Annotated in this window: 22 protein-coding genes; 12 read left to right on the forward strand and 10 right to left on the reverse strand. The window is 39.1% G+C overall.

All coding sequences use genetic code 11. The features are described from left to right. The first annotated feature begins 38 nt into the window (after positions 1-38). From mnmA to era, 4 genes are all read left to right on the forward strand, one after another. Complete coding sequence (gene mnmA / locus K1X76_05050) at positions 39-1,133, forward strand: tRNA 2-thiouridine(34) synthase MnmA (GenBank protein ID MBX7148431.1); 1,095 nt, start codon at positions 39-41, stop codon at positions 1,131-1,133. Next, positions 1,130-2,440, forward strand: a complete 1,311-nt coding sequence (gene mtaB, locus K1X76_05055) for a tRNA (N(6)-L-threonylcarbamoyladenosine(37)-C(2))-methylthiotransferase MtaB (GenBank protein MBX7148432.1) — start codon at positions 1,130-1,132, stop codon at positions 2,438-2,440. Before mnmA ends, mtaB begins: the two co-directional genes overlap by 4 nt. Positions 2,441-2,639: 199 nt before the next feature. Continuing rightward, the gene (gene rnc / locus K1X76_05060) at positions 2,640-3,401 is read left to right on the forward strand and encodes a ribonuclease III (GenBank protein MBX7148433.1); all 762 of its coding nucleotides are present in this window, start codon (positions 2,640-2,642) and stop codon (positions 3,399-3,401) included. Continuing rightward, positions 3,398-4,294 (forward strand): GTPase Era, encoded by an 897-nt coding sequence (gene era, locus K1X76_05065; GenBank protein ID MBX7148434.1) that lies wholly within the window; start codon positions 3,398-3,400, stop codon positions 4,292-4,294. Before rnc ends, era begins: the two co-directional genes overlap by 4 nt. On the opposite strand, the gene K1X76_05070 is transcribed toward era, so the two are convergent. Further along, a complete protein-coding gene (locus tag K1X76_05070; protein MBX7148435.1) occupies positions 4,270-4,866 on the reverse strand; it encodes a CDP-alcohol phosphatidyltransferase family protein in 597 nt (198 codons plus the stop codon). The genes era and K1X76_05070 overlap by 25 nt on opposite strands. A gap of 58 nt (positions 4,867-4,924) precedes the next feature. On the opposite strand from K1X76_05070, the gene polA reads away from it, so the two are divergent. From polA to K1X76_05090, 4 genes are all read left to right on the forward strand, one after another. Beyond that, a complete protein-coding gene (polA, locus tag K1X76_05075) occupies positions 4,925-7,603 on the forward strand; it encodes a DNA polymerase I (GenBank protein ID MBX7148436.1) in 2,679 nt (892 codons plus the stop codon). Positions 7,604-7,911: 308 nt separating this feature from the next. Beyond that, on the forward strand, positions 7,912-9,723 hold the full coding sequence (locus K1X76_05080) for a B12-binding domain-containing radical SAM protein (GenBank protein ID MBX7148437.1): 1,812 nt from the start codon (positions 7,912-7,914) through the stop codon (positions 9,721-9,723). Between the two features lie 17 nt (positions 9,724-9,740). Continuing rightward, positions 9,741-10,523 carry a TylF/MycF family methyltransferase gene (locus K1X76_05085; protein ID MBX7148438.1) on the forward strand — a complete coding sequence of 261 codons (783 nt, stop codon included), beginning with the start codon at positions 9,741-9,743 and terminating at the stop codon, positions 10,521-10,523. A gap of 3 nt (positions 10,524-10,526) precedes the next feature. Next, positions 10,527-11,279 carry a phytanoyl-CoA dioxygenase family protein gene (locus K1X76_05090; GenBank protein ID MBX7148439.1) on the forward strand — a complete coding sequence of 251 codons (753 nt, stop codon included), beginning with the start codon at positions 10,527-10,529 and terminating at the stop codon, positions 11,277-11,279. Here K1X76_05090 and K1X76_05095 read toward each other — a convergent pair. Genes K1X76_05095 through pseB form a run of 9 tightly spaced genes read right to left on the reverse strand, consistent with a single transcriptional unit; the run spans position 11,276 to position 19,432 of the window. After that, entirely contained in the window at positions 11,276-11,938 is a 663-nt protein-coding gene (locus tag K1X76_05095) for a class I SAM-dependent methyltransferase (protein ID MBX7148440.1), read from the reverse strand. The two genes, K1X76_05090 and K1X76_05095, sit on opposite strands and share 4 nt — an antisense overlap. Positions 11,939-11,952: 14 nt before the next feature. Beyond that, positions 11,953-12,705 (reverse strand): TylF/MycF family methyltransferase, encoded by a 753-nt coding sequence (locus tag K1X76_05100; protein MBX7148441.1) that lies wholly within the window; start codon positions 12,703-12,705, stop codon positions 11,953-11,955. A 40-nt stretch (positions 12,706-12,745) separates the two neighbouring features. Next, on the reverse strand, positions 12,746-13,465 hold the full coding sequence (locus tag K1X76_05105) for a WbqC family protein (GenBank protein ID MBX7148442.1): 720 nt from the start codon (positions 13,463-13,465) through the stop codon (positions 12,746-12,748). Continuing rightward, entirely contained in the window at positions 13,462-14,472 is a 1,011-nt protein-coding gene (locus K1X76_05110; protein ID MBX7148443.1) for a DegT/DnrJ/EryC1/StrS family aminotransferase, read from the reverse strand. Before K1X76_05110 ends, K1X76_05105 begins: the two co-directional genes overlap by 4 nt. Next, a complete protein-coding gene (locus K1X76_05115) occupies positions 14,469-15,524 on the reverse strand; it encodes an N-acetylneuraminate synthase family protein (protein ID MBX7148444.1) in 1,056 nt (351 codons plus the stop codon). Before K1X76_05115 ends, K1X76_05110 begins: the two co-directional genes overlap by 4 nt. A gap of 43 nt (positions 15,525-15,567) precedes the next feature. Then, on the reverse strand, positions 15,568-16,560 hold the full coding sequence (gene pseG / locus K1X76_05120) for a UDP-2,4-diacetamido-2,4,6-trideoxy-beta-L-altropyranose hydrolase (protein MBX7148445.1): 993 nt from the start codon (positions 16,558-16,560) through the stop codon (positions 15,568-15,570). Then, the gene (locus K1X76_05125) at positions 16,557-17,246 is read right to left on the reverse strand and encodes a hypothetical protein (GenBank protein ID MBX7148446.1); all 690 of its coding nucleotides are present in this window, start codon (positions 17,244-17,246) and stop codon (positions 16,557-16,559) included. The genes pseG and K1X76_05125 overlap by 4 nt, the downstream gene beginning before the upstream one ends. Beyond that, positions 17,239-18,417 carry a UDP-4-amino-4,6-dideoxy-N-acetyl-beta-L-altrosamine transaminase gene (gene pseC / locus K1X76_05130; GenBank protein MBX7148447.1) on the reverse strand — a complete coding sequence of 393 codons (1,179 nt, stop codon included), beginning with the start codon at positions 18,415-18,417 and terminating at the stop codon, positions 17,239-17,241. Before pseC ends, K1X76_05125 begins: the two co-directional genes overlap by 8 nt. Continuing rightward, complete coding sequence (pseB, locus tag K1X76_05135) at positions 18,404-19,432, reverse strand: UDP-N-acetylglucosamine 4,6-dehydratase (inverting) (GenBank protein ID MBX7148448.1); 1,029 nt, start codon at positions 19,430-19,432, stop codon at positions 18,404-18,406. The genes pseC and pseB overlap by 14 nt, the downstream gene beginning before the upstream one ends. A gap of 109 nt (positions 19,433-19,541) precedes the next feature. Here pseB and pseF point away from each other — a divergent pair, with 109 nt between their 5' ends. The 4 genes from pseF (at position 19,542) to flgC (ending at position 21,496) form a co-directional block, all read left to right on the forward strand. Further along, positions 19,542-20,240 carry a pseudaminic acid cytidylyltransferase gene (pseF, locus tag K1X76_05140; protein MBX7148449.1) on the forward strand — a complete coding sequence of 233 codons (699 nt, stop codon included), beginning with the start codon at positions 19,542-19,544 and terminating at the stop codon, positions 20,238-20,240. An 85-nt stretch (positions 20,241-20,325) separates the two neighbouring features. After that, positions 20,326-20,538 carry a hypothetical protein gene (locus K1X76_05145; protein ID MBX7148450.1) on the forward strand — a complete coding sequence of 71 codons (213 nt, stop codon included), beginning with the start codon at positions 20,326-20,328 and terminating at the stop codon, positions 20,536-20,538. A 160-nt stretch (positions 20,539-20,698) separates the two neighbouring features. Further along, positions 20,699-21,046: a flagellar basal body protein gene (locus K1X76_05150; protein MBX7148451.1), complete on the forward strand. Its 348-nt coding sequence runs from the start codon at positions 20,699-20,701 to the stop codon at positions 21,044-21,046. 15 nt (positions 21,047-21,061) lie between these two features. Then, positions 21,062-21,496, forward strand: a complete 435-nt coding sequence (gene flgC / locus K1X76_05155) for a flagellar basal body rod protein FlgC (GenBank protein MBX7148452.1) — start codon at positions 21,062-21,064, stop codon at positions 21,494-21,496. The last annotated feature ends 3 nt before the right edge of the window (positions 21,497-21,499 follow it).

The raw sequence follows: 21,499 nt of genomic DNA on the forward strand, positions 1-21,499 counted from the left end.
GGGAGGGGTTACTCTTTTAGGGGTGGGTTACTGTAGTTATGGTTGAATCAAAGAAAAAAAGAGTCGTTGTTGCCATGAGCGGAGGTGTCGACTCGTCTGTGGCTGCTGTTCTTTTAAAAGAACAAGGTTACGACGTAATCGGTATCTCTCTCAAGGTGTGGGACTACGGCCGTGGTGCCAAAGAAAATGGTAAAACCTGTTGCTCTGTTGAGGATATTACCGATGCACGTGATGTGTGTAATCTTATTGGCGTTCCGTTTTACGCCTTTAACTTTAAAGCAACTTTTGAAAAGCATGTGATCCAGAACTTTGTGGATGAATATGCGTTGGGCCATACGCCAAACCCGTGTATCCAGTGTAATAAGCATGTAAAATTTGGTGAGCTGTATAAAGAAGCACAAAAACTGGGGGCGGATTATCTTGCTACCGGGCATCATGCTCAACTAACACGCGATGCCGATGGGCAGGTCCATCTTGTAAAGGGCGTGGATCCCGACAAAGATCAATCGTATGTACTTTATGGGCTTACGCAGGAAGAGTTAAGAAAAACTCTTTTTCCCATTGGTCATCTAACCAAAAAAGAAGTGCGTGAGGTGGCGCGCCGTGCGGGTGTGGTAACGGCCGATAAAGTTGAGAGCCAGGATATTTGTTTTGTGCCTAATCACAAGCATGCCGAGTTTATTGATAAAAATTATCCCTCCAAAGCTCCCGAAAAGGGTTTTTTTATGGATGGTGAGGGCAATATCTTGGGAGAGCATAACGGGATTCATCATTACACAATTGGCCAGCGCCGTGGCTTGGGGATTGGCTTTGGCGAACGCACCTATGTGACGGGATTGGATGCCGAAAGGAAAACGGTGATTTTAGGTGGGAAAGAAGATTTGTTGTCGTCCGGGCTAAAGGCTTCGGGCGTTAATTGGATTCAAGCTTTGGGCAATAATAAGGAATGTGGTGTAAAAGTGCGTTATCAAAAAAAGGAGATTCCTGCTGTGATTGAAAAAATTGATGGGAGTGATGTGTTGATTAAATTTAGTGAAAAGTATCCGGCGGTAACGCCTGGCCAATCGGCTGTATTTTATAGAGGGAATGAAGTTATTGGTGGCGGTATTATTGAGAAAGCGATTCATTCATGAAGAAAATAGCTCTCACCACATTTGGATGCCGCGCTAATCAATATGATGGGGCTTTTTTGGCTAAAATGTTTCGTGATGAGCAGTGTGAAGTAGTGGGATTTAACGAAGAAGCCGATGTGTATGTGATTAATTCGTGTTCTATTACCGGCGAAGCCGATATCGAAGCTCGCCAGCATATTCATAAAGCTAAAAGAAACAATCCAAACGCAATCACTTTACTTACGGGCTGTTCCGCCGAAGCGAGTACCGACAAGTTTAAAGATGTAGAAGGGCTTCATTATATTGTGGGGAATCTCACCAAGGAAAATGTTCTTACGGTACTTAATCAAAACGAAAAGCCTCAAGCGCCGGTGATTTTAAAATCGGAAGGCTTAAAAGACTCTTCTCTTTTTTTTGGTGGCGGTTTAACGCTCGATAATCATTCGCGTTCCTTTCTAAAAATTCAGGATGGTTGTAGCCAGTTTTGCAGCTTTTGTATTGTTCCTTATTCTCGCGGACTCAATCGTTCTGTCTTGCCCGATACGGTGATGGAGTCCCTTCACAAATTAAATGAGCAGAAGGTTGAAGAAGTAGTGCTCACCGGTATCCATTTAGGTACTTATGGAAAAGATCTCGATACTAAAACAACCTTGATGGATTTACTCTATCGTATTGAACGGGAAAAACCCGTAAAGCGTGTGCGTCTTAGTTCGGTTGATCCTGAAGAATTTACCGATGAGATGATTGATTTTTTTGCTTCTTCTCAAGTTTTTTGTCCGCATGTGCATCTGCCGCTGCAAAGTGGGGATGATGGAGTTTTAAAAAGTATGAAGCGTCGGTATACGGCACAAGTTTTTCGTGATCTCACCCATAAACTCAAAGAGCGCATCCCTCATATTTGTATTGGGACTGATGTTATTGTTGGATTTCCTGGTGAAACTGAAGAAGCGTTTCAAAATACCTATAATCTTATCAACGAAACTCCGGTTACGTATGTGCATACATTTCCGTATTCTGTGCGTCAGGGGACGAAGGCTGCTTCTTTCCCCGATCAAATCGACCTTAAAACCCGTAAAAAGCGAGCTAAAGTGATTCGTTTGTTGTCGGAGGCTAAAAAAGCCGCTTTTACCCAAAATTTTGTAGGGGAGGTAAGGCCGGCTATATTGGAAAAACATAAGTTTTCGGCCAAAGCATTAACCGATAATTATATTTCGGTTGAATTAATGGGCCCACTCTGGCATGAATTTGGCAAAACAGTGCCGGTAAAACTGACCCGTTTTACTGCAACCGGTATGCGTGGTGAAATTGACAAAAGTGCATTTTATTAATCAGTTTAAAAAAATTACGATAGTAATTTGGTGCCTGATTAATACTGGGCAGATTATTAGATAATAATTAATGATCTGCCCTGTAAAAGAAGGGACACGTGCCTTAGGTTAAAGGCCCGGAAACCGGGCTTTTGGTTTAAGGAACGGATCTTATTTTAAAAAATCTCTTTTTAAGCCTTTATCCCGCTGCTTTATTTCTATGGAATGGTTTATTTCCCTTTTTTCGGGAAAAAAGAAAAGAATATCCAAGACCGACATTAAAAAACTGAAAACTCTCGAGTCCAAGCTCGGCTATTCATTTACCGATAAAAGTTTGCTTAAACGGGCCCTTACTCATAAATCGTTTGCTAATGAGCACCGCTTATCTCCGCTGGAGCAAAACGAGCGCTATGAATTTTTGGGCGATGCGGTGCTGGAACTTGCTGTAAGTCACGAACTGGTTAAGTTATTTACCGAGGAAAGTGAAGGCGACTTGTCTAAACTGCGTGCAGCGGTGGTTAATGAAACAAGTTTAGCTGAATTAGCCCGTAAAATTGATTTGGGCCATTATTTATTTTTGGGACGCGGTGAAGACCAATGCCAGGGGCGTAATAAAGACTCACTGTTATCTGATGCTTATGAGGCCGTATTGGGTGCTATTTATCTCGATTCTAATTTTACCAAAGCGCATAAAGTGATTAAGGGGCAGTTTTTGGAAATTTTAAAAACAGCCAAAAAGAAAGATATTACCCGCGATTATAAAACCAAGCTTCAGGAAGAATCACAAAATCGTTTTAAGGCTATTCCACGCTATCATTTGGTAGGTGAAAGTGGACCTGATCATGATAAAACTTTTGAAGTAAATCTTTATATTAAAAATGAAATTTATGGCCGCGGTCAGGGAAAAAGTAAAAAACAAGCCGAGCAGCAGGCAGCTCTTGAAGCCTTGGCAGCGCTTGAAAAAATGAACGGGAAAGAATGACCGCAAAAAAGTTTACATGTGGTTACGTGGCTTTTTTGGGCTATCCTAATGCCGGCAAATCTACTCTATTAAATTCCATCCTTAAAGAAAAAATAGCGGCCGTTACAGATAAACCTCAAACTACGCGTAAACGTTTATTAGGTATTTATAACGACAACGATTCACAAATTATTTTTATTGATACGCCGGGTTTTCACAATTCTGCCAAAAAATTAAACCAGTTTTTATTAAGTGAGTTGGATGAAGCTGTCAAAGATGCCGATCTTATAGGTGTTGTATTTTCTCCCGATCAAAATCCGCAAGAGCCGCTTATTGCGTATGCCCATGAGCAGCATCAAAAATTAAAGGATAAAAAGTGGGTGATGATTGTGAATAAAATGGATTTGCCAACGTATTTGGATAAAAAAATTAAAACCGAATTCCCCAATATTCCTGTTGTGACTGTATCAGCTTTAAAAGAAGAGGGGATGGATCAGCTTATTAAAATAATGAAAGAGAAATTGCCGGATGGTCCTGCATTGTATGATACCGAAAGTTTAACTACGGCTTCTTATCGTGATTTGGCTGCCGAGATTATCCGTGAAAAAGCTACCCAGCACACTTTTGAAGAAATTCCGTATGCCTTAGCCGTTGTGATTGAAAGCTATAAGGAAGAAAGAGAAAAGATCAGTATTACAGCAGTTTTGGTTGTTGAACGTGAGTCTCAAAAAGGAATGGTGATTGGCAAGGGGGCTGCGCTTATTAAAAAAATTGGGACTGAGGCTCGACTTGAAATTTCTAAGCTTACAGGTGAAAAAGTGTTTTTAGATTTACGCGTGAAGGTGGACCACAACTGGACCAAGGATGCTAAAAAGTTGAAAAAATATGGTTATGAAACCTCACGCTCCCCATAGCGATAAAATTTATAGCCCATATAAATGTATTGAAAATAAGTGATCACTGTAAAGATAATGGCACCATAAGTAAAAAGCATCTTAGACAGCATAAAATAGGTTTCGTGTTGTGGGCTTAAAATAATGGGCCTTTTCTCAAACAACACATCTAAAAAAGAGAGTACCAGCACCATAATTTGCGAAAAAGTGGCCCATTTTGAAAGACGCGTGGGTTTGTAATACAGCTTTATTTTGATAAACTTTAGAAAAATAAAAATTGTAAAAACAATTCCAAAATCTCTAAACACAATTAAAATAGTCAGTTCCCAGGGGATTCTTCCCAGTTTTGAGAGTGCAATAAAACTTAATAACATCAGAAATTTGTCGGCTAAAGGATCAAGCATGGATCCTAGTTTAGAACGCATGTTAAATTTACGCGCAATAAGGCCATCTAAAAAATCGGTAATACTGGCAATTCCAAGAACAATTACCGAAGGCCAGTATTTTTCCTGTAGAAAAAGATAAATAAATACCGGAACCAGTAAAAAGCGGGTTAAGGTAATGTAGGTGGGCAGTGTTATTTTTTCTTTCATCGGGGCCAAAAGACAGCTATACCACTTTTTAATGCCTAAAGAAGTAAAAAAAATCTACTTGGTTGATATCTCAGGTTACATTTTTAGAGCTTATTATGCCATTAAAAGCCTCAATACCTCTTCGGGTATTCCTACAAACGCGACTTATGGCGTGGCTAATATGCTTTTAAAGCTCATCCGTGAGCAGAGGCCCGATCATTTGGCCATTGTGTTTGATTCACCAACGCCGTCTTTTCGTAAAGAAATTTATGACGAGTATAAAGCGAACCGCGATGCTCCACCCGAAGATTTAAAACCACAGTTTTTTCAGGTGCGTGAATTTGTAGAAACCTATCCCATTCCTGTTTTGCAAAAAGATGGTTTTGAGGCCGATGATTTGATTGCCACTTTTGTAAAGCAATACCGAGAAAGAAAATTAAAGGGTTTAAAAGATGATCCTTTGGAAATAGTAATTGTATCTGCCGATAAAGATTTGATGCAACTTGTAGGGGATGGCGTCATTATTTACGATTCCATGAAGGATAAAGAAATTGATATTCCCGAAGTGATTGAGCGTTTTGGAGTTCCACCGCATCAGGTATTAGAAATTTTAAGTTTAGCGGGCGATTCATCCGATAATATCCCGGGTGTGAAAGGAGTAGGGGAGAAAACCGCCACCAAGCTTATTCAACAATACGGCTCTATCGAAAATTTATATGCCACCATGGGCTCGGATATTTCTGAAAAATTGCGGGAAAAACTCATTTTTTCTAAAGACAATGCTTTTTTGTCAAAAAAATTGGCCAGTCTCCATGAAGAAGTCCCCATAGAACTTAATTGGGATAAGTTAGAACTTCAGCCTCCCGATAAGGCGAAGTTGAACTCCTTTTTTGCTAAGCTAGAATTAAAGCGTCTTTTTTTTGCGGATATTCCAGCTCCTGTGTCTGTTGCCCCACTAGCTATCAGCAAGCAAAACTACATTACAATTTTAGATGAAGCTTCTTTTAAAAGTTTTCTTAAACAAATGGAAGCTGCTAGTTCCTTTACCTTTGATACCGAAACTACAGGTTTAAATCCCTTTACCTGCCACTTGGTGGGTCTGAGTTTTTCTTTTGTGGCTGGCGAAGCTTTTTATATCCCGCTTCGGCATCATTATTTGGGTTGCCCACAGCAACTTGAAAGTAAGATGGTTTTAGAGGCGTTAAAACCTTTTTTTGCTAAAGAAAAAATTTCTAAATTTGCCCAAAATGCCAAGTTTGACATGAAGGTTTTATTTCAGTGTGGTGTGGAGGTAAAAGGGCTCATGGGTGATTCGATGCTGGCCTCTTATCTCATTAGCCCCGAAAGCTCGCACAACATGGATTATTTGGCATCTGAATATCTGCAATACAAAACTCAAACCTATGATGATCTTGTGCCCAAGGGGCAAACCATTGATGCCGTAGAAGTAGAAAAAGTAAGTTTTTATGCAGCCGAAGATGCTGATATCACCGGCAGACTTATTACGGTTCTCCATCAAAAGTTAAAAGAAACGGGTCTTTGGGACTGCTATACTCAGCTTGAGTTGCCTTTGGTGGATGTTCTTTTTAGGATGGAAAAGCAGGGCGTGTATGTCGATCAGGTTTACTTGGGTGAGCTTGAAAAAGAATTTTCATCCCGTTTAAAAGAAGCCGAGAAAAAAGCACATGAATTAGCTGGTTTTGAATTTAATTTATCATCTCCCAAGCAGCTTTCCGAAATTTTATTTGTTAAATTGCAGTTACCGGTTCAAAAGAAAACCAAAACGGGTTTTTCTACCGATGTTGATGTGCTCATGGCGCTTCAGGATCTTCATCCCTTGCCTAAAATTTTGCTCGAGCACAGGATGCTCTCTAAATTGCTTTCAACTTATGTCATTCAACTCAAAGAACTTTTAAACCCTGAAACCGGGCGTATTCATACCTCGTATAATCAAACGGTGGCGGCTACAGGGCGCTTAAGTTCGTCTGATCCTAATTTACAAAATATTCCCATCCGTAGCGATGAGGGACGCCGAATTCGCAAAGCTTTTGTGGCGCCTCCCGGATTTAAAATTATTTCCGCCGATTATTCACAAATTGAATTACGTTTGCTGGCCGAATTGACTCTTGACCCAATTTTAGTCAAAGCTTTTCAAAATAATGAAGACATCCATCGTATTACGGCAGCTAAGCTTTTTAATAAAAAATTAGAAGAGATCACTCCCGATGAACGTGCGCGCGCTAAAACTGTTAACTTTGGGATTCTTTATGGCCAATCGGCTTTTGGTCTTTCCGATTTGCTCGAAATTCCACAAGCTGAGGCTAAAAGTTACATTGAGGCTTTTTATGAGCAGTATCCCAGCGTAATGGCTTATAAAGAAAAGGTATTGGCCGAGGCCAAAGAAATAGGTGTGGTACGCACCATGTTGGGTAGGCACCGTTTGGTAAGCGATTTACGTAGTGACAATAAGCTTAAGCGTCAAAATGCAGAAAGAATGGCGTTTAACACCATCTTTCAGGGTTCGGCGGCCGATCTTATTAAAAAGGCCATGATTGCCATTGATCAAAAGCTTGCGGCCATTAGCTCTGGCTCTAAAATGATCATGCAGGTACATGACGAATTGGTGTTTGAAGTACCTGTTGCGGATGTGGAAAAAGTAAAAGAATTTGTGAAAGGCGAGATGGAAGGTGCTTTTAAAACCACAGTTCCCTTAAAAGTGGAAGTAGGCGTAGGCAGTAATTGGAATGATGCGCATTAATCATAAAAATGTTCTTTCATTTTTGACGTAGGAGTCCAGCAAACTTCTTTTTTCCCAAACAGCAGTAATTATTTTCAAAAGGTTTGCAATATATCAAAAACCTTCATTTAAAAGACATGACGCCTACTGACTTTTAAAGCTAATCATAGCTGCAAAATTTGCAGCCCTATTTAGTAGGGGGTATCCCTATGTGTGATAAATACTTATAAAATATAGCTTTTTTAAAAAAACTCAATTTTTTCAACTGGCATAAACTTTGCTTTAGTTATCGGCATACTATTGTGCATCCGTCTTTAAAAGGAGAATGTATGGAAACTTCGGTAATTGAAAAAACTCAAGACAATGCGGTAACTAAAAATCCGGTGAATGTGGCCTTTGTGAACATGCCGGCTCGCTGGATTGATAAATCGGAATACATTACAAAAGAAAGTAAACTCTTAGACATTCCCTTTGGCCTTCCTTTAGGTATTTTATATCTCTCTTCTTACGTTAAAAAATACAACAACAATTCACTGGGTAAAGTAGGGTGCATCGATTATCAAACACACATGCGTGAATCATATCAGTATGACGATTGTGATTCTTATATTGAACAAGTAGCCGAACATTGCCTCGATTTTGAACCGGATGTGATTGCCTTTTCGGTTATGTTTTCTACCGCCCATTATTTTGCTTTAAAAGCCAGTGCTCATCTTAAAAAGAAATGGCCCAATGCCGTTATTATCTTTGGAGGGATGCATTCTTCCAATGCTGTAGAACGCATTTTAAAAAGTGACGATGTAGATTATGTGTGCAAAGGCGAGGGTGAAGAAGCTTTTACTGCTTTTGTAGATAATTTTCACGATCTCAAAAAAAGAAATTCTATCAAAGGAATTTATAATAGAGAAGCGATAGCTGTTTCGGGGTTTAAACCCATTACCGATTATATTGCCGATTTAGATAAAGTACCTTTGCCCGATTGGGATCTTTTAGATATGGAATCATATATTCGTCAGGCTACACGGATGCGTCGTTTTGAATATGATGAAGATGTACTGTATGAAAAACGCGCGGCCATCATGATGACCTCGCGTGGTTGTCCGTTTAAATGTACCTTTTGTGCTTCCCATACAGTACATGGTAGAGCCATGCGTTACCGCTCGGTAGAAAATGTAATGGAAGAAATGCGACTTATCCATAAAAAGTTTGGTGTAAACGTATTTGCTTTTGAAGACGATATGTTTGTTTGTAGCCGCAAACAGGCCGAAGAATTATTGCAAGAATTTATTAAGTTTAAGGAAGAAGTGGAAGGTTTTGAAATTATTTTTCCCAACGCCTTAAACGTGAATGCCACCACACACGAAATTATTGATCTTATGAAGGCTGCGGGTATGAAGATGGTTAATATTGCCATCGAATCAGGATCACCTTATGTGCAGCAGCATATTGTAAAAAAGGGTGTTAACTTGGGTAAGGCAAAAAAAATGATTGCCTACTTAAGAAGCATAGGCATCATCACCCGTACCGGTTTCATCATCGGTTTTCCGGGTGAAACCAAAGAAATGATGAAGGAAACCATTGAGTATATCCACGAAGTGAATGCCGATTGGTCTAATATCAATATTGCGGCTCCTCTGGTAGGATCTGAAATGTATGACCAGTTTCAAAGCATGGATGTCCTTCCTCCCGATGAAGTGATGTGGGATAAGGATTTTGATAAATTAAAGCGCGACCGCGAAATTTCCACCATGATTGCTCGCCAATTTGATACCAAAGAGGTAAGCGCCGTTGAATTGTGCGAAATTCACTATAAAGCCAATTTGGAAGTGAACTTTTTAAACAATGTAAACCTGAAAGAAGGCAATTTTGTTCAAGCTGAACGTCTTTTTGAAGGAATTACTCGTGAATACCCTTTCCATATTTTTGGATGGTGGGGTAGAATGGTCTCATTTGCTGGTATGGGAAATACTGAAAAAGCTCTTGAAGTGAGAGATAAAATTTTAGATCTCATTGAAAACGATTCTAAATCCAAAAATATGTACGCCAAATACGGGCATATGCTGCCTGGCTTTGAGCCTAACAAAAATATAGAAACTCAAGGCGAATTTTTACCCGGCGGTTGGGGTATGGTTCGCTTTTAATTTAAATGGGAAATGCTATGAAACCAAAATATAACGATGTGCCGGTGGTGGATGAAAAATTACGTAATTCCAGTGATAAGGAATACACGCAAAAGATAGAAGAGCATTATAAAAAATCCTCAGGTAGCTTTGCTCAAAAAATGCAAAGTTTTCCACGCTTTGTATCGCGCCAACAACAAGCAATTTATCTTTTTAAATGGGAACTTTTTAAAGAAATTTTAAACGTACAAGGTTCTATTGCAGAATTTGGAGTATTTATGGGCTCGGGTATGTTTTCATTTGCTTCTTTTTCGGCCATTTTAGAACCCTTTAACTATCAGCGCAAAATTATTGGTTTTGATACCTACGAAGGTTTTAATGCAATTTCCGATAGCGACCGTGCTACTAAAAACCATTCGGCCTTACTGCAAAAAGGTGGTTTTTATGTGTCCGATTCAATGTGCGACGAATTGCGTGAAGGTGCAGAAATTTTTGATTTGAACCGTCCCATTGGCCATATTGAAAAATTGGAATTTGTAAAAGGCGATATTTTCAATACCGTGCCTGATTACATAGAAAAAAATTCTCATTTGTTACTTTCTCTCATCTATCTCGATTTGGATCTTTATGAACCCACTAAATTTGCCTTGGAGCAACTTTACGACCGTGTTGTTCCCGGTGGTATTATTGCTTTTGACGAGCTTAATAATCCGGCCTGGCCTGGTGAAACCAAGGCCTTTTTGGAATTTTTTAAAGGTAAAAGCGGTAAACTTAAAAAATGCTCGTTTGAACCGCTGCGCAGCTATTTTGTGAAGGAATAGTGTATGGATCAAGAGTTTGATAAAAAAGGCTATAAAGTATTTTCCGGCTTTCAAAATGTTTTTATGCCGGTAAAGCAAAAACTTGAGTTTTTATTCAAAGAGCTTTATCCCAGTTTTCCCCCTATTGATCAAACCGAAGCTGTAGGTTCTTTTTTAACCCAAAAATACGCTGAAGATCGCGAGGAAGTTCTTAAAATTTATGATTTGCTCGACCGTACTTTTGAGATGTTTATGGCTTGTTCCCATCCTCAAATTTTAGAGGCGTTAAAAAAAATTGGTGTAGCTTCTCCTATTGCTTCCAGTTACCCCACTTGGCGTTTGGATTTATCTAATAATCCACCCAGTCGATGGTTTCCGTGGCATCAAGATAGTTATCATGAATGTTTTGCAGGCAACAGCATTGTAGTATGGGCACCTCTACATGCTGTAGGGCCACATACTAAAAATAGTAGTTTATTAATAAAAGAGGGTAGTCATAAAAATGGTGTATATGAATGTGGTAAAAATAAATTTGATATTATTGATACACGTATTCATGACTTTAAAGAGGTAAGTCTAGATCTTCAATTTGGTGATTTTGTAGTTTTTAATAGTTACATTGTACATAGAAGCGGAATAATTAAAGAGGCTCCTGGAATGCGTTTGTCCCTTCAATTTCGATACGATGATATTAGGGATAAAGAATATAAGAAAAAAGGTTGGCCTAAAAACTTTAAAATTGTTGATGCAGTTGACGATGCTCGATTTGGTGCTTAAGTTTTTTGCGCAACAAAGTTCCACGAGCTAAATTGGTGCCCTGTTGCCGGTTCTTTTTGTAAGATTGTTTTTAGTTCAATTACTTTTATTTTATAATCTTTCAACAACTCTCTTAAATGGGGTTCGTCAGAAAAATGAACCTTGCCTATATCTCTAAATTGACCTTCTTTAAAATTATGTTTTGTATAAGAGTCATCGCAAGTTTCACCTTTATTAAAGGCGGAATGGAGAGTGGAAAACCAGTCTATACCAATGTAATGCCCCCCTTGTTTTAAGCGATCGTATACCATTTTTAAAGTTTTTTGAATGGAAGTTACATTGTTATGGATTAGAGAGCTACGATCAACAATTAAGTCAAAAGTTTCTTGAAATGGAATATTATGTGTAAAGTCACCACAAATGATTTTATCTTTTAATTCCGGAAATTGTTTATGTAAAATACTTACAATAGAAGAGCCACCCTCTATGGCAAAATAATCGGATTTTAAATGCTGAAAAAGTGAGATGTTGGCGCCGGCTCCACAGCCTAACTCGAGAACTTTAAGTCCGGTAGCAGGTTTTACATGTCTCATCACAAAACTCACCAGATCAGACCATGGAAAAATACTGAGCTGCAGGTTGTTTTTATAAACATCGTCCCATTCATTTGAAAAAGACATGCAGGCTTCCTTTACTATTCCACTACAAAATAAGAGCGGCATGGTTCAAACACAAATTTTTGCAGACGAACGTTTTTAAGCCCTACAGTTTCTAAAAGCGCCAAAGTTTCACCGGGCCAGCTGGCGTTATTTACTTCATCAAAGGCTACAATGCCGCCCTTGGGTATGCGTGGTAAAATTGTTTCCAGCGCTTTTTTTGTGGGTTCGTAAATATCCATATCAAAATAAGCCAGAGAGATAACTGTGTGTGGGTTTTCTTTAATATACTGAGGAAGGGTTTGGTTGATATCACCCTTAACAAAAGAAAGTTTTTCTACATTATTAATAAAACGATTAGAGTCGTACAAACTGACATTTTTTTCGAGTTCTTCCTTAAAATTTTTAGAGGTGTAAAAATCACCCTTTTTTGGACTTGTACCTTGCTTCCCTAAAGAATCTTGGCTGGCAACAGAAGGGAAACCTTCAAAAGTATCAAAGCCTACAATTTTACGTTGGTAGTTATAAGGTTCTAAAATAGCGCTGAGTTGCGCAAAACTAAAGCTGCCGCCACCTCTAAAAACTCCTAATTCAATAATGGAGCCATGAACCGGAATAATTTGTTTAAAGAGCTCATATTTATATAAAAAAATGGCCAATGTTTGGCGGCTTACAAATCGAGAAAAATTAGCCAGCTTATCATTTATAGTGCCGCTAGCTTCCATAAAAAAAGATTCCATTTCTTTTTGATAGGTTTGTTCGGTATCGGTACGGGTGATATTTTTGTTCATGATTTGTCCTTTCGCTAAGAGTTTTAGCAAAATAAAGCTCTTATGAGAAGTGAATAAGCTCTTGTTTAGAGATATTGCCCTGCATAAGAATTTCTAAGCTTTTGGGTCCACAGTTAAAAAGCAAATCAATAATGGACAAGTGAGAAATGAAGGGACCATTAATTTGCGAATAAGTAGGATGTTGATAGTTTTGAAAAAAAACACGAACGCCGGCATCTTTAAAGGCGTTTTGCTCGGCGTAGTTTTCTCCCTCTTGTCCAAAAATATAGAGATTGGATTTTAATTGAATACACATGTCGAGTACTAGATTGGATTTAGCTCCCTTAAAGTCATAATCTTTCATCCGAACAACAGGAACGGTGATACCAAGTTCCTTTAAAAAGTAGAGTAGCATTTGGTAATTAAGTTCAGCCAGAGTTTGCCAGGTTTTTTCGTAAAATTCTTGAAGGCGTGGAGCATATTCTTTGAAGTAAGGGGCTTTTTTATAATTGAGTTCAATCGATTTCCAATGCTTGCGTTGCCAGGGAAGAGCATTGTTGATTTCAATATCCAAAAAAGAACGGTTTAAATAATCTTTGTTTAATACAGGAACAGTTAGCCAGTCGGCTTTGCCGTTAGTAAACTTGATCTTGTTACGACTATTCCAGTCCCGTTTTTGAAATTGTACATTATCAAAAAAACAAAATTGGTCGGCTAGGGCGATTTTATGAAAAAGACCTAGCCAGGGAAGGTAAACAGGTTGATGAGCGGTTAAAATCATTTTAAAGCACCTGCAATACGTTTTATATCCCGTAATGAAAGTGAGGGATAAAGAGGGAGTGATACTAAATGCTGTGTCCAATAATAGGCTTGCTGAAAATGGCTAGCCGGCCCCAGTAATTCCCATTCTTCAAGCGGGATAATACCAGTAATATTTTTTTGTTTGAGCTTTTTTAAAATGCTTTGAGGTGAAGTGGTGTAATAAAGGGCACGGTAACGTACTGGCTTAAGAGCATTTGTTTGTGTATCTACCAAAGGAAGTTTTTCTTTTTGATAAGCTTTAAACAGAGACTCTCTCTTTTTAAGAAAGGAAGGTAGCTTTTTAAGTTGTGCCCGCCCAATAGCAGCTGCTAAATCGGTCATTTGAAAATTAAAGCGTTTGTTATAGTCGTGTCGGCAGTCAAATTGGAGATAATCGCGGATAGACTCAATAAGTTTTTTATTTTTGGATACAACCATTCCTCCTTGACCGCCGCTGGTAATAAGCTTTGTGGCATAAAATGAAAAGACGCCGAGAGTTCCAAAAAGTCCTACTTTTTTACCCTTGATGCTAGCTCCCAAGGCTTGGGCACAATCTTCAATAACCGGCATTTTTTTTGTAATTTGTACAATGGGAGAATAGGGGATTCCATAGTAATGGGGGATAATAGCAATATGCGCTTTCTTTTTTGAAAGACTGGTTTGGCAAATATTGGGATTATGACGGTTACTATCTACCAAAACTTCTTTGCCCTGAGCCATGCTAACAGCATGGCGTAAAGACGAGCAGGAGTAAGCTGGAATTGCCACTTTTTTATTTTTGGCTTTAAGTGCCCATAACGCCATGTAAAGAGCTGCTGTTCCGCTAGAGACAGCCACGGCATGGCCCGGCGGAAGTCCTAAATAAGAACATATTTCGTTTTCAAATAAGCGAACTTCCTCACCCTGTGCTAAATATTGAGATTTTATTACGCGAGCTGCCGCCTGCTGTTCTTCTTTTCCAAGTGTAGGGGAATTGTGTTTGATCATCTTAAAGAAATATCTCCACGTTTTAATTGGGCACCAATTTTAATATTTTTAAGTGCCTTCTTTCCTATTAAGTGCGGCAATATTGCAGGTGGTAATCCGTCGCCAGGGCGTTTCAATGCAATATTAAGTAATGAAAATTTTTCTCCTTTAGCAATTGGAGTAATGGCCACAATACTTCGCCGGGCCATTTTGCGCATTTTTGTTTCTGCCTTGGTGGGCACTATTTGCCCCGACCCTAACATACAATGGGCAGTTCTAATGGCAGTTACCCATTCTTTTAAGCCTTTAGGATCTTCCGAAAACCAATGATCGGGACCAGGGAGGTTATGGTTTAGTGTAAAATGTTTTTCAAAAAAGCAGGCTCCTAAGGCCACGGCTACCGATGATGCAATAGGACCTTCGGTATGATCGGAATAACCAATAGGAATATTTTTAAAGGAATTCATTAACGTTTCAATACGATTTAAATTAGCACTGGAAGGAGGGGTAGGATATTCCGAGGTACATGCCAGCATAATAGTTGGATATCCCTTAAAGGCGCCTACTGCCTGAAGGGCTGCTTTTACTTCTTCAAATGTAGCCATCCCGCTAGATAAGATGAGAGGGAGTTTTGTTTTAGCATATGCTTTAAGCAGGGGCGTGTTGGTTAAATCATCCGAGCCCACTTTAATGGCACCAATGCCTAATTTTAACAATACCTGCAGATCAGACTCGTTTTGAGGTGTAGATAAAAAATAAATTCTTTCTTTGTCACATTTTTTCTTAATTTTAACCCATTGAGTTTCGTTAAATTCGTAACGCTCAAACATAGCCAGCATCGATTCGGTTACTTTTTTTCCTTGAGAATAATAAGTATAAGTTTGTTTTTTATCTGTAACAAATTCGCGGGCTTTAAAAGTTTGAAATTTAACGGCATCTACGCCAGCGGCTTTGGCTACATCAATCATTTTAAATGCTTTTTCAAGGCTTCCATTGTGATTAATTCCAACTTCGGCAGCAATAAAAGGTGTAGAATAATTTTTAAGTATTTTTTTATCCAGAATAACGGTCACGTTTTATCTCCAAGGTATCTAATATAAAGTATTCAGTGTTAAACTACAAATGCTTCTTTGGTTTTTTAATAAGAGTTTCAATAGCATTAGCCACCCGACTTGGGCCATGGCCGTCAAAAAGGCGAGATGCTTTTTTTGAAAGAGATTGACGTACGCCTTGTTTTTCCAGAGTGCCTATTCCACTTAAGAGTTGTTTGGCCGTCAAGTTTTGATAATTTCCCAATGCAATCACGGTTCCCTTAATATTTTCTTGTACAATTTTTTGATTGTCTGCGGTTAAGACAGTGAGTGTTGGAATGCCAACGCGACATAGCTCATACGCTACGGTGCTGGGTGATGCTATGGCTATATCATTTTTTCTCATTACTGGAGCCACATTGGTAATATTTTTTAAAAAATGAATGTGATGATGTGATTTTTTTAAAGCGGCCTTTAGTTTTTTAAAGTGTAGCGAAGAAAATGAAGCCCCAAGCAAAAAAGTAAGATTTAATTTCCGCTTATACTGATTTAAATACAGGGCCATTCTAGTTGTTACATTTTCCTTGTCGGAACCACCAAAATTAATAAGAACATTGTGAATGGTGGGACCGTGCTTTTTTTTGGCAGGCGCTTTTTTAAATTCTGGTTTTAATAAAACGTAGCGAGGGCCGTATAGCTTGTATGCACCCTGTTTTAATTTAAGATGCGGTTTCAAAGTATGTGGTAATAAAATGGCATCCGCTTCTAACCGAAAATTAGGAATGGAATCGAGCATAAGTAAAATTTTAGAAGGTATTTTTTTTAGAGTAGATTCCGAAAAGGAATATGTATCTAATACTACCAAGTCAGCTTTTAAAAGAGATTTTGGGGCCGTAGAATGAATAAAATGAGCTTTTATTTTTTGTGTGTGTAGGTAACGTTTAATAGTCTTATCTTTCTTGGTCACAAACAATACTTCGTGTTTTCTTTTAATTAATTCTTTGGCCAAAACACTACAGCGTACAACATGCCCCATGCCATTTTTAAAACCGCCGTCGCATCTAAAGATAATTTTCATGAGTCCTCGTCAAAAAAGCGAATAGTGATGTTTTTGGGGTAAGTGGCCGGTTTTACAGATTCCAGTTTTAATTTAAATACTTCTCCCTCCCATTCTATATAGGCCGGATGGGTATCTTCACAGGCTTTCAAATGGGGAATAAGTTGACTTAACGGTAATGCTGGATCTACTTTATTATTTTCCGGGTAACGGCGCTGATAAAAACTTTCTTGAGTTTTGTCCTGTTTTAGTCCTGTTAAAGGCTTGTTTTTAAATTTTTTTAAAATATCGCGTATAAGACGGAAGGATAATTCTACATCAAAACGTCGTAAAGCCTGAGCTGTATAATGTGGAAGAATAGGAAAGCTGGCTTTTACAATAATATCACCTGCATCTACCTCATTAGCTGCTTTAATACCGCTAATCACATAGCTTTTTTTGGAATCAGCCAGAAGATGATAGAGTGGTGCCCAGCCTTTGCCTTGTGGTAAATCGCTAGTATGAAATAGTATAACATTTGAATGCTTTTCAATGTTAGGGACTATTTTTTTATAGCTCCACAAAATAACCAGCGCATGGGTTTTGGTATTAGCGGGAAGGGTTGTGGCGGTTTTAACTAAATACCCCTTTAAATAGCGTTTAATGAGGTCTGCATGTTGAAAAGAGGCCTTTGTGTTCACTATAAAAAGAAGTGAGGGTTTAGGCATTGGCTTGGCTCCATTTTTTTACGGTATCTACAACCCGGTTTAAATTGTTAGAACTTAGTCCAGGATATAGGGGGAGAGATAAGCAAGCTTCAAAATACCGCTTCGTTTGGGGACATTCGGCTTTAATTTTAAGAGTATCCCGGTAATAGGGATGGTCGTAAACTGGAATGTAGTGAACCTGGCTTCCAATCCCGTTTTCTTTTAAAAATTGATATAGCCCGTTCCGCTTAATTGATGATTCTAGGTGGATAACTGCTAAATGAAAAGCCGAGTCGCAATAAGAGGGGGGTGTTAACAATTCTATTCCTTTAATACCTTTTAGCTGTTCTTGATAGGCTAAAAATTTTGTTTTGCGTTCTTTTATAAAGAAATCCAATTTTTGCATCTGACTTATTCCTAATGCGGCTTGAAACTCGGTTAGCCGGTAATTATACCCTAATTCCCTCATCTCATAATACCAACCAGGGTGACTGCTTGTGGCGGGGTCAGGTTTCCAGACCCCGTGCTGTCTTAATATTACTAAATGGTTATATAGCGATTTACTATTAGTTGTTACCATTCCGCCTTCGCCGGTAGCGATGCTTTTAACAGGATGAAAGCTAAAAATGGTCATATCTCCAAAGGCGCAATTACCTACCTTGTGCTGTTTGCCCGATTTGTCGGTGTAGGTGGCACCCAAGGCGTGGCATGCATCTTCAATGATGCCAAGGGAATGTTTTTGAGCTATTTCATAAATGGTTTCCATGTCGCAGACGCTGCCTGCAAAATGAACAGGCATTACTACTTTTGTTTTGGAATTAATCTGTTTTCTAAATTCTTGTGGATTTAATAAAGGTAAGCCCTGAGTGACATCAGCAAAAACAGGAGTAGCTTTTACGTAGAGTAAACTGTTTGTGGTAGCGGCAAATGTAATAGGAGGAGCAATACCTTGATCTCCTTCTTTAAGGCCTAAAGCCAGACAGGCGGCGTGTAGGGCTGTGGTCCCGTTAGAAAAACTGACTGCGTACTGGCTACCACAGTAACGGGCTACTGTTTCTTCAAATTGACCTACAAGAGGCCCTTGCGTTAAAAGATCGGATTTTAAAACCTGTGTAACGGCCGCAATGTCTTCGTCATCAATAAATTGTCGACTATAAGGAATTGGAGGAGAGGCCATGTTATTTTTTGGCATTAGTTTCTTGGTAATAAGAGGTTTCTTGAATCATTTTTTTAATTTCAGCTTCTTTTAACCACCAGGTATTGTTGTCGCTCGTGTAGGAAAATCCCTCCTGACATTGTTTGGGGGGCTTTTCATTCATGCTTTTTGTATTGAGGCGATTATAATTCCACCAAGGAAACTGGGGTTGAATGACAAAATGATCGTCGTATTCGAGAGTGTTGCGTGCGTCGTCGGTGGTAATCATGGCTTCGTGCAATTTTTCACCAGGTCTAATTCCAATAATTTTAACTTTACATTCTGGGGCAATGACTTTAGCAATATCCGTTACTTTTACACTGGGAATTTTTGGTACAAATAGTTCCCCGCCGGCCATGTTCTCGATACTTTTTAAAACAAAGTGTACCCCTTGGTCGAGAGTGATTACAAAGCGCGTCATGCGTTCATCAGTAATAGTTAACTCTCCGCTTGGTTTTTGTTTTAAAAAGTGAGGGATTACACTGCCGCGCGAGCCAACCACATTGCCATAACGAACAACCGAAAAGCGTGTGTTTTGAGAGCCAACCAGGCTGTTGCCCGAAATAAAAATTTTGTCGGAACATAATTTGGTGGCGCCGTATAAATTAGCGGGGTTAGCTGCTTTATCGGTAGAAAGTGCAATTACTTTTTCTACTTTTTTATCGATAGAGGCGGTAAGTACATTATAACCACCAATGACGTTGGTACGCACTGCTTCAAAGGGATTGTATTCGATAGCGGGTACTTGTTTGAGAGCGGCAGCATGGATAACATAGTTAACACCTTCTAGCGCGCGATATAAGCGTTCTTTGTCGCGTACATCACCAATAAAGAAACGTAAGACGGGGTGATTATTAAATTTCACCTGCATTTCATATTGTTTGAGCTCGTCGCGGCTAAAGACAATAATTTTTTTGGGATTGTGTTCGGTAAGCAATGTTTCTACGCATTTTTGCCCAAAGGAACCTGTTCCGCCGGTAATCAAAATAGTTTTATTAGTAAACAAAGACATAAAATCCCCTTTTCGTGAAAAGCTATTTTAATTCATTTTGCAAGGCTCACAAAGGAAATAATTCGAAAAAGTTTTTTACTTTTAAAGACTTGTTGTGAATAATGGGCGTATGTCCGATTTATTAGCCATTATTCCAGCGCGAGGAGGAAGTAAGCGTATACCTCATAAAAATATCCGTTCTTTTTGTGGAAAGCCAATGATTGCCTACTCTATAGAAGCAGCTCTTCAGAGTGGTTTGTTCAAAAAAGTAGTGGTGTCTACCGATTCCCCGCAAATTGCTGAAATTGCCCAAAAGCTGGGGGCAGAAGTCCCTTTTATGCGGCCGGCAGCTCTGGCTGATGACTTTGCCGGACATGCAGAAGTGTTGATGCATGTTTTAGAAGAATTGGGAAAAACCGAGACCTTACCTACTTATTTTTGTTGTTTATATGCCACTGCACCTTTTGTATGTCCTGATTTTTTGAAAGAGGGTTTTGAAACCTTGGTGCGCCTACAGGTAGACGGTGTTTTTTCGGTGGGGGAATTTGGGGCGTCCATATTTAGGGCGCTTCAAAAGAATAGCGATGGCACTCTGAAGCCTATTTGGCCCGAATTTGTTAACAAACGCTCCAACGATTTACCATCAACCTATCATGATGCCGGGCAGTTTTACTGGTATAAAACCCAGGCCTTTTTAACCGAAAAACAGGCCTGGCCAATGCGCTCAGCGCCCCTTATTTTACCCCGCCATACTGTTCAGGACATTGATACCCCCGCCGATTGGGAGTTTGCTGAACAGCTTTTTAAATTAAATAAAAACATTAAGTAATACTATTTAAATATATAATATTTAATAATATTTTATTATATATTAAAGTTTTAAGCTTAAAATGCCGCTCTTAGCTTTTAGAGCTATGAATCTAAAAGCACCTAAGCCAGCCGAACCCTTAACTATTGAAAAAGATCTGGTTACCCAGTGGAAAACCGATGGCTATGCTGGAAATGCTTATGTAAGAGAAGAAGGCCCTTATAATTCAACGGCTTATACATCTGAAAAGAGGATGAAGGCCCTGATGGAGCGCTTTAAAAAAGATGGCCTGGCCGAGGCTCTGTTTAAAACCGTTTAGCCCCTAAAGTCTATCCCGGACGGAAAGTTTTACCTACTTTATATTTGCCTATTAGTTTGCTTATAATTATCTATCTATTCAATATTATTATATTTTTTAATAATATATCCCCACTGGCATATCGATTGCAATTTATGCCCCCCAAAGGAGTAAGGGGAGTATGAATTCATTACCAACAACACTCGATTTAATGAAACAGGCGCTGGATGTGCGTATTGCTGAGCACAAGGTGCATGCTGCCAACATTGCTAACTTAGATACCCCTGGTTACAAAGCCAAGGAAACTTCTTTTGAGGCAAAGCTAGCTCATACCATGGAAGGTGACGATAAATGGAAAGTGGAAATGCGGGTAGAAGATTCCAATCGTCCCGGCAGAGCTGATGGTAACAATGTGAGTATGGAACAAGAAATGTCGGACATGACTCAAAACAGTCTTCAATACATGTCAACTCTCAATATTTTAAACAAACATATGGCGTTAGTAAAATACGCCATCAACGGTAACTAACAGTAAGAGGTTTTTATGGGACTTATGGCAGCATTTAATTTATCGGCAGGGGGCTTGGCGGTTCAAAAGGCCCGCATTGATGTTACTGCCGAAAATTTAGCGAACATTAATTCCACACGTACCCCAGATGGTGGTCCTTACCGTAAAAAAGAAGTGATTGTATCATCGGTGCCCACCAGTTTTGATGCTAGTCTCCAAACCTTTCTTAAAAAAGATGATGTGCAAGCAGCCGAAGTAACTGGTTATCAACGCAGCGACGAAGCTCCTCGTATTGTGCACGATCCGTCGCATCCTGATGCTGATGCCAATGGTAACGTGGCTTACCCATCTATTAATTCTATTGAAGAAATGATCGACATGATGACGGCTTCTAAAGCCTATGAAGCCAATATTACAGTTTATAACGCAGCCAAAAGCATGGTGATGCGTACTCTGGAAATTGGAGGATAATTA

This window comes from bacterium (assembly GCA_019695305.1).
GTDB lineage: Bacteria > UBA10199 > UBA10199 > UBA10199 > JAIBAG01 > JAIBAG01.

Bases quoted from the DNA above. Each gene is read 5' to 3' on its own strand.
- flgC (MBX7148452.1), top strand. From the start codon at position 21,062: ATGGGACTTATGGCAGCATTTAATTTATCGGCAGGGGGCTTGGCGGTT.
- era (MBX7148434.1), top strand. From the start codon at position 3,398: ATGACCGCAAAAAAGTTTACATGTGGTTACGTGGCTTTTTTGGGCTAT.
- K1X76_05080 (MBX7148437.1), top strand. From the start codon at position 7,912: ATGGAAACTTCGGTAATTGAAAAAACTCAAGACAATGCGGTAACTAAA.
- K1X76_05125 (MBX7148446.1), bottom strand. From the start codon at position 17,246: ATGCCTAAACCCTCACTTCTTTTTATAGTGAACACAAAGGCCTCTTTT.
- K1X76_05105 (MBX7148442.1), bottom strand. From the start codon at position 13,465: ATGATTTTAACCGCTCATCAACCTGTTTACCTTCCCTGGCTAGGTCTT.
- K1X76_05100 (MBX7148441.1), bottom strand. From the start codon at position 12,705: ATGAACAAAAATATCACCCGTACCGATACCGAACAAACCTATCAAAAA.
- K1X76_05070 (MBX7148435.1), bottom strand. From the start codon at position 4,866: ATGAAAGAAAAAATAACACTGCCCACCTACATTACCTTAACCCGCTTT.
- pseC (MBX7148447.1), bottom strand. From the start codon at position 18,417: ATGCCAAAAAATAACATGGCCTCTCCTCCAATTCCTTATAGTCGACAA.
- pseF (MBX7148449.1), top strand. From the start codon at position 19,542: ATGTCCGATTTATTAGCCATTATTCCAGCGCGAGGAGGAAGTAAGCGT.
- pseB (MBX7148448.1), bottom strand. From the start codon at position 19,432: ATGTCTTTGTTTACTAATAAAACTATTTTGATTACCGGCGGAACAGGT.
- K1X76_05085 (MBX7148438.1), top strand. From the start codon at position 9,741: ATGAAACCAAAATATAACGATGTGCCGGTGGTGGATGAAAAATTACGT.
- rnc (MBX7148433.1), top strand. From the start codon at position 2,640: ATGGAATGGTTTATTTCCCTTTTTTCGGGAAAAAAGAAAAGAATATCC.
- K1X76_05095 (MBX7148440.1), bottom strand. From the start codon at position 11,938: ATGTCTTTTTCAAATGAATGGGACGATGTTTATAAAAACAACCTGCAG.
- pseG (MBX7148445.1), bottom strand. From the start codon at position 16,560: ATGAAAATTATCTTTAGATGCGACGGCGGTTTTAAAAATGGCATGGGG.
- K1X76_05145 (MBX7148450.1), top strand. From the start codon at position 20,326: ATGAATCTAAAAGCACCTAAGCCAGCCGAACCCTTAACTATTGAAAAA.
- mtaB (MBX7148432.1), top strand. From the start codon at position 1,130: ATGAAGAAAATAGCTCTCACCACATTTGGATGCCGCGCTAATCAATAT.
- K1X76_05150 (MBX7148451.1), top strand. From the start codon at position 20,699: ATGAATTCATTACCAACAACACTCGATTTAATGAAACAGGCGCTGGAT.
- K1X76_05090 (MBX7148439.1), top strand. From the start codon at position 10,527: ATGGATCAAGAGTTTGATAAAAAAGGCTATAAAGTATTTTCCGGCTTT.
- K1X76_05110 (MBX7148443.1), bottom strand. From the start codon at position 14,472: ATGATCAAACACAATTCCCCTACACTTGGAAAAGAAGAACAGCAGGCG.
- mnmA (MBX7148431.1), top strand. From the start codon at position 39: ATGGTTGAATCAAAGAAAAAAAGAGTCGTTGTTGCCATGAGCGGAGGT.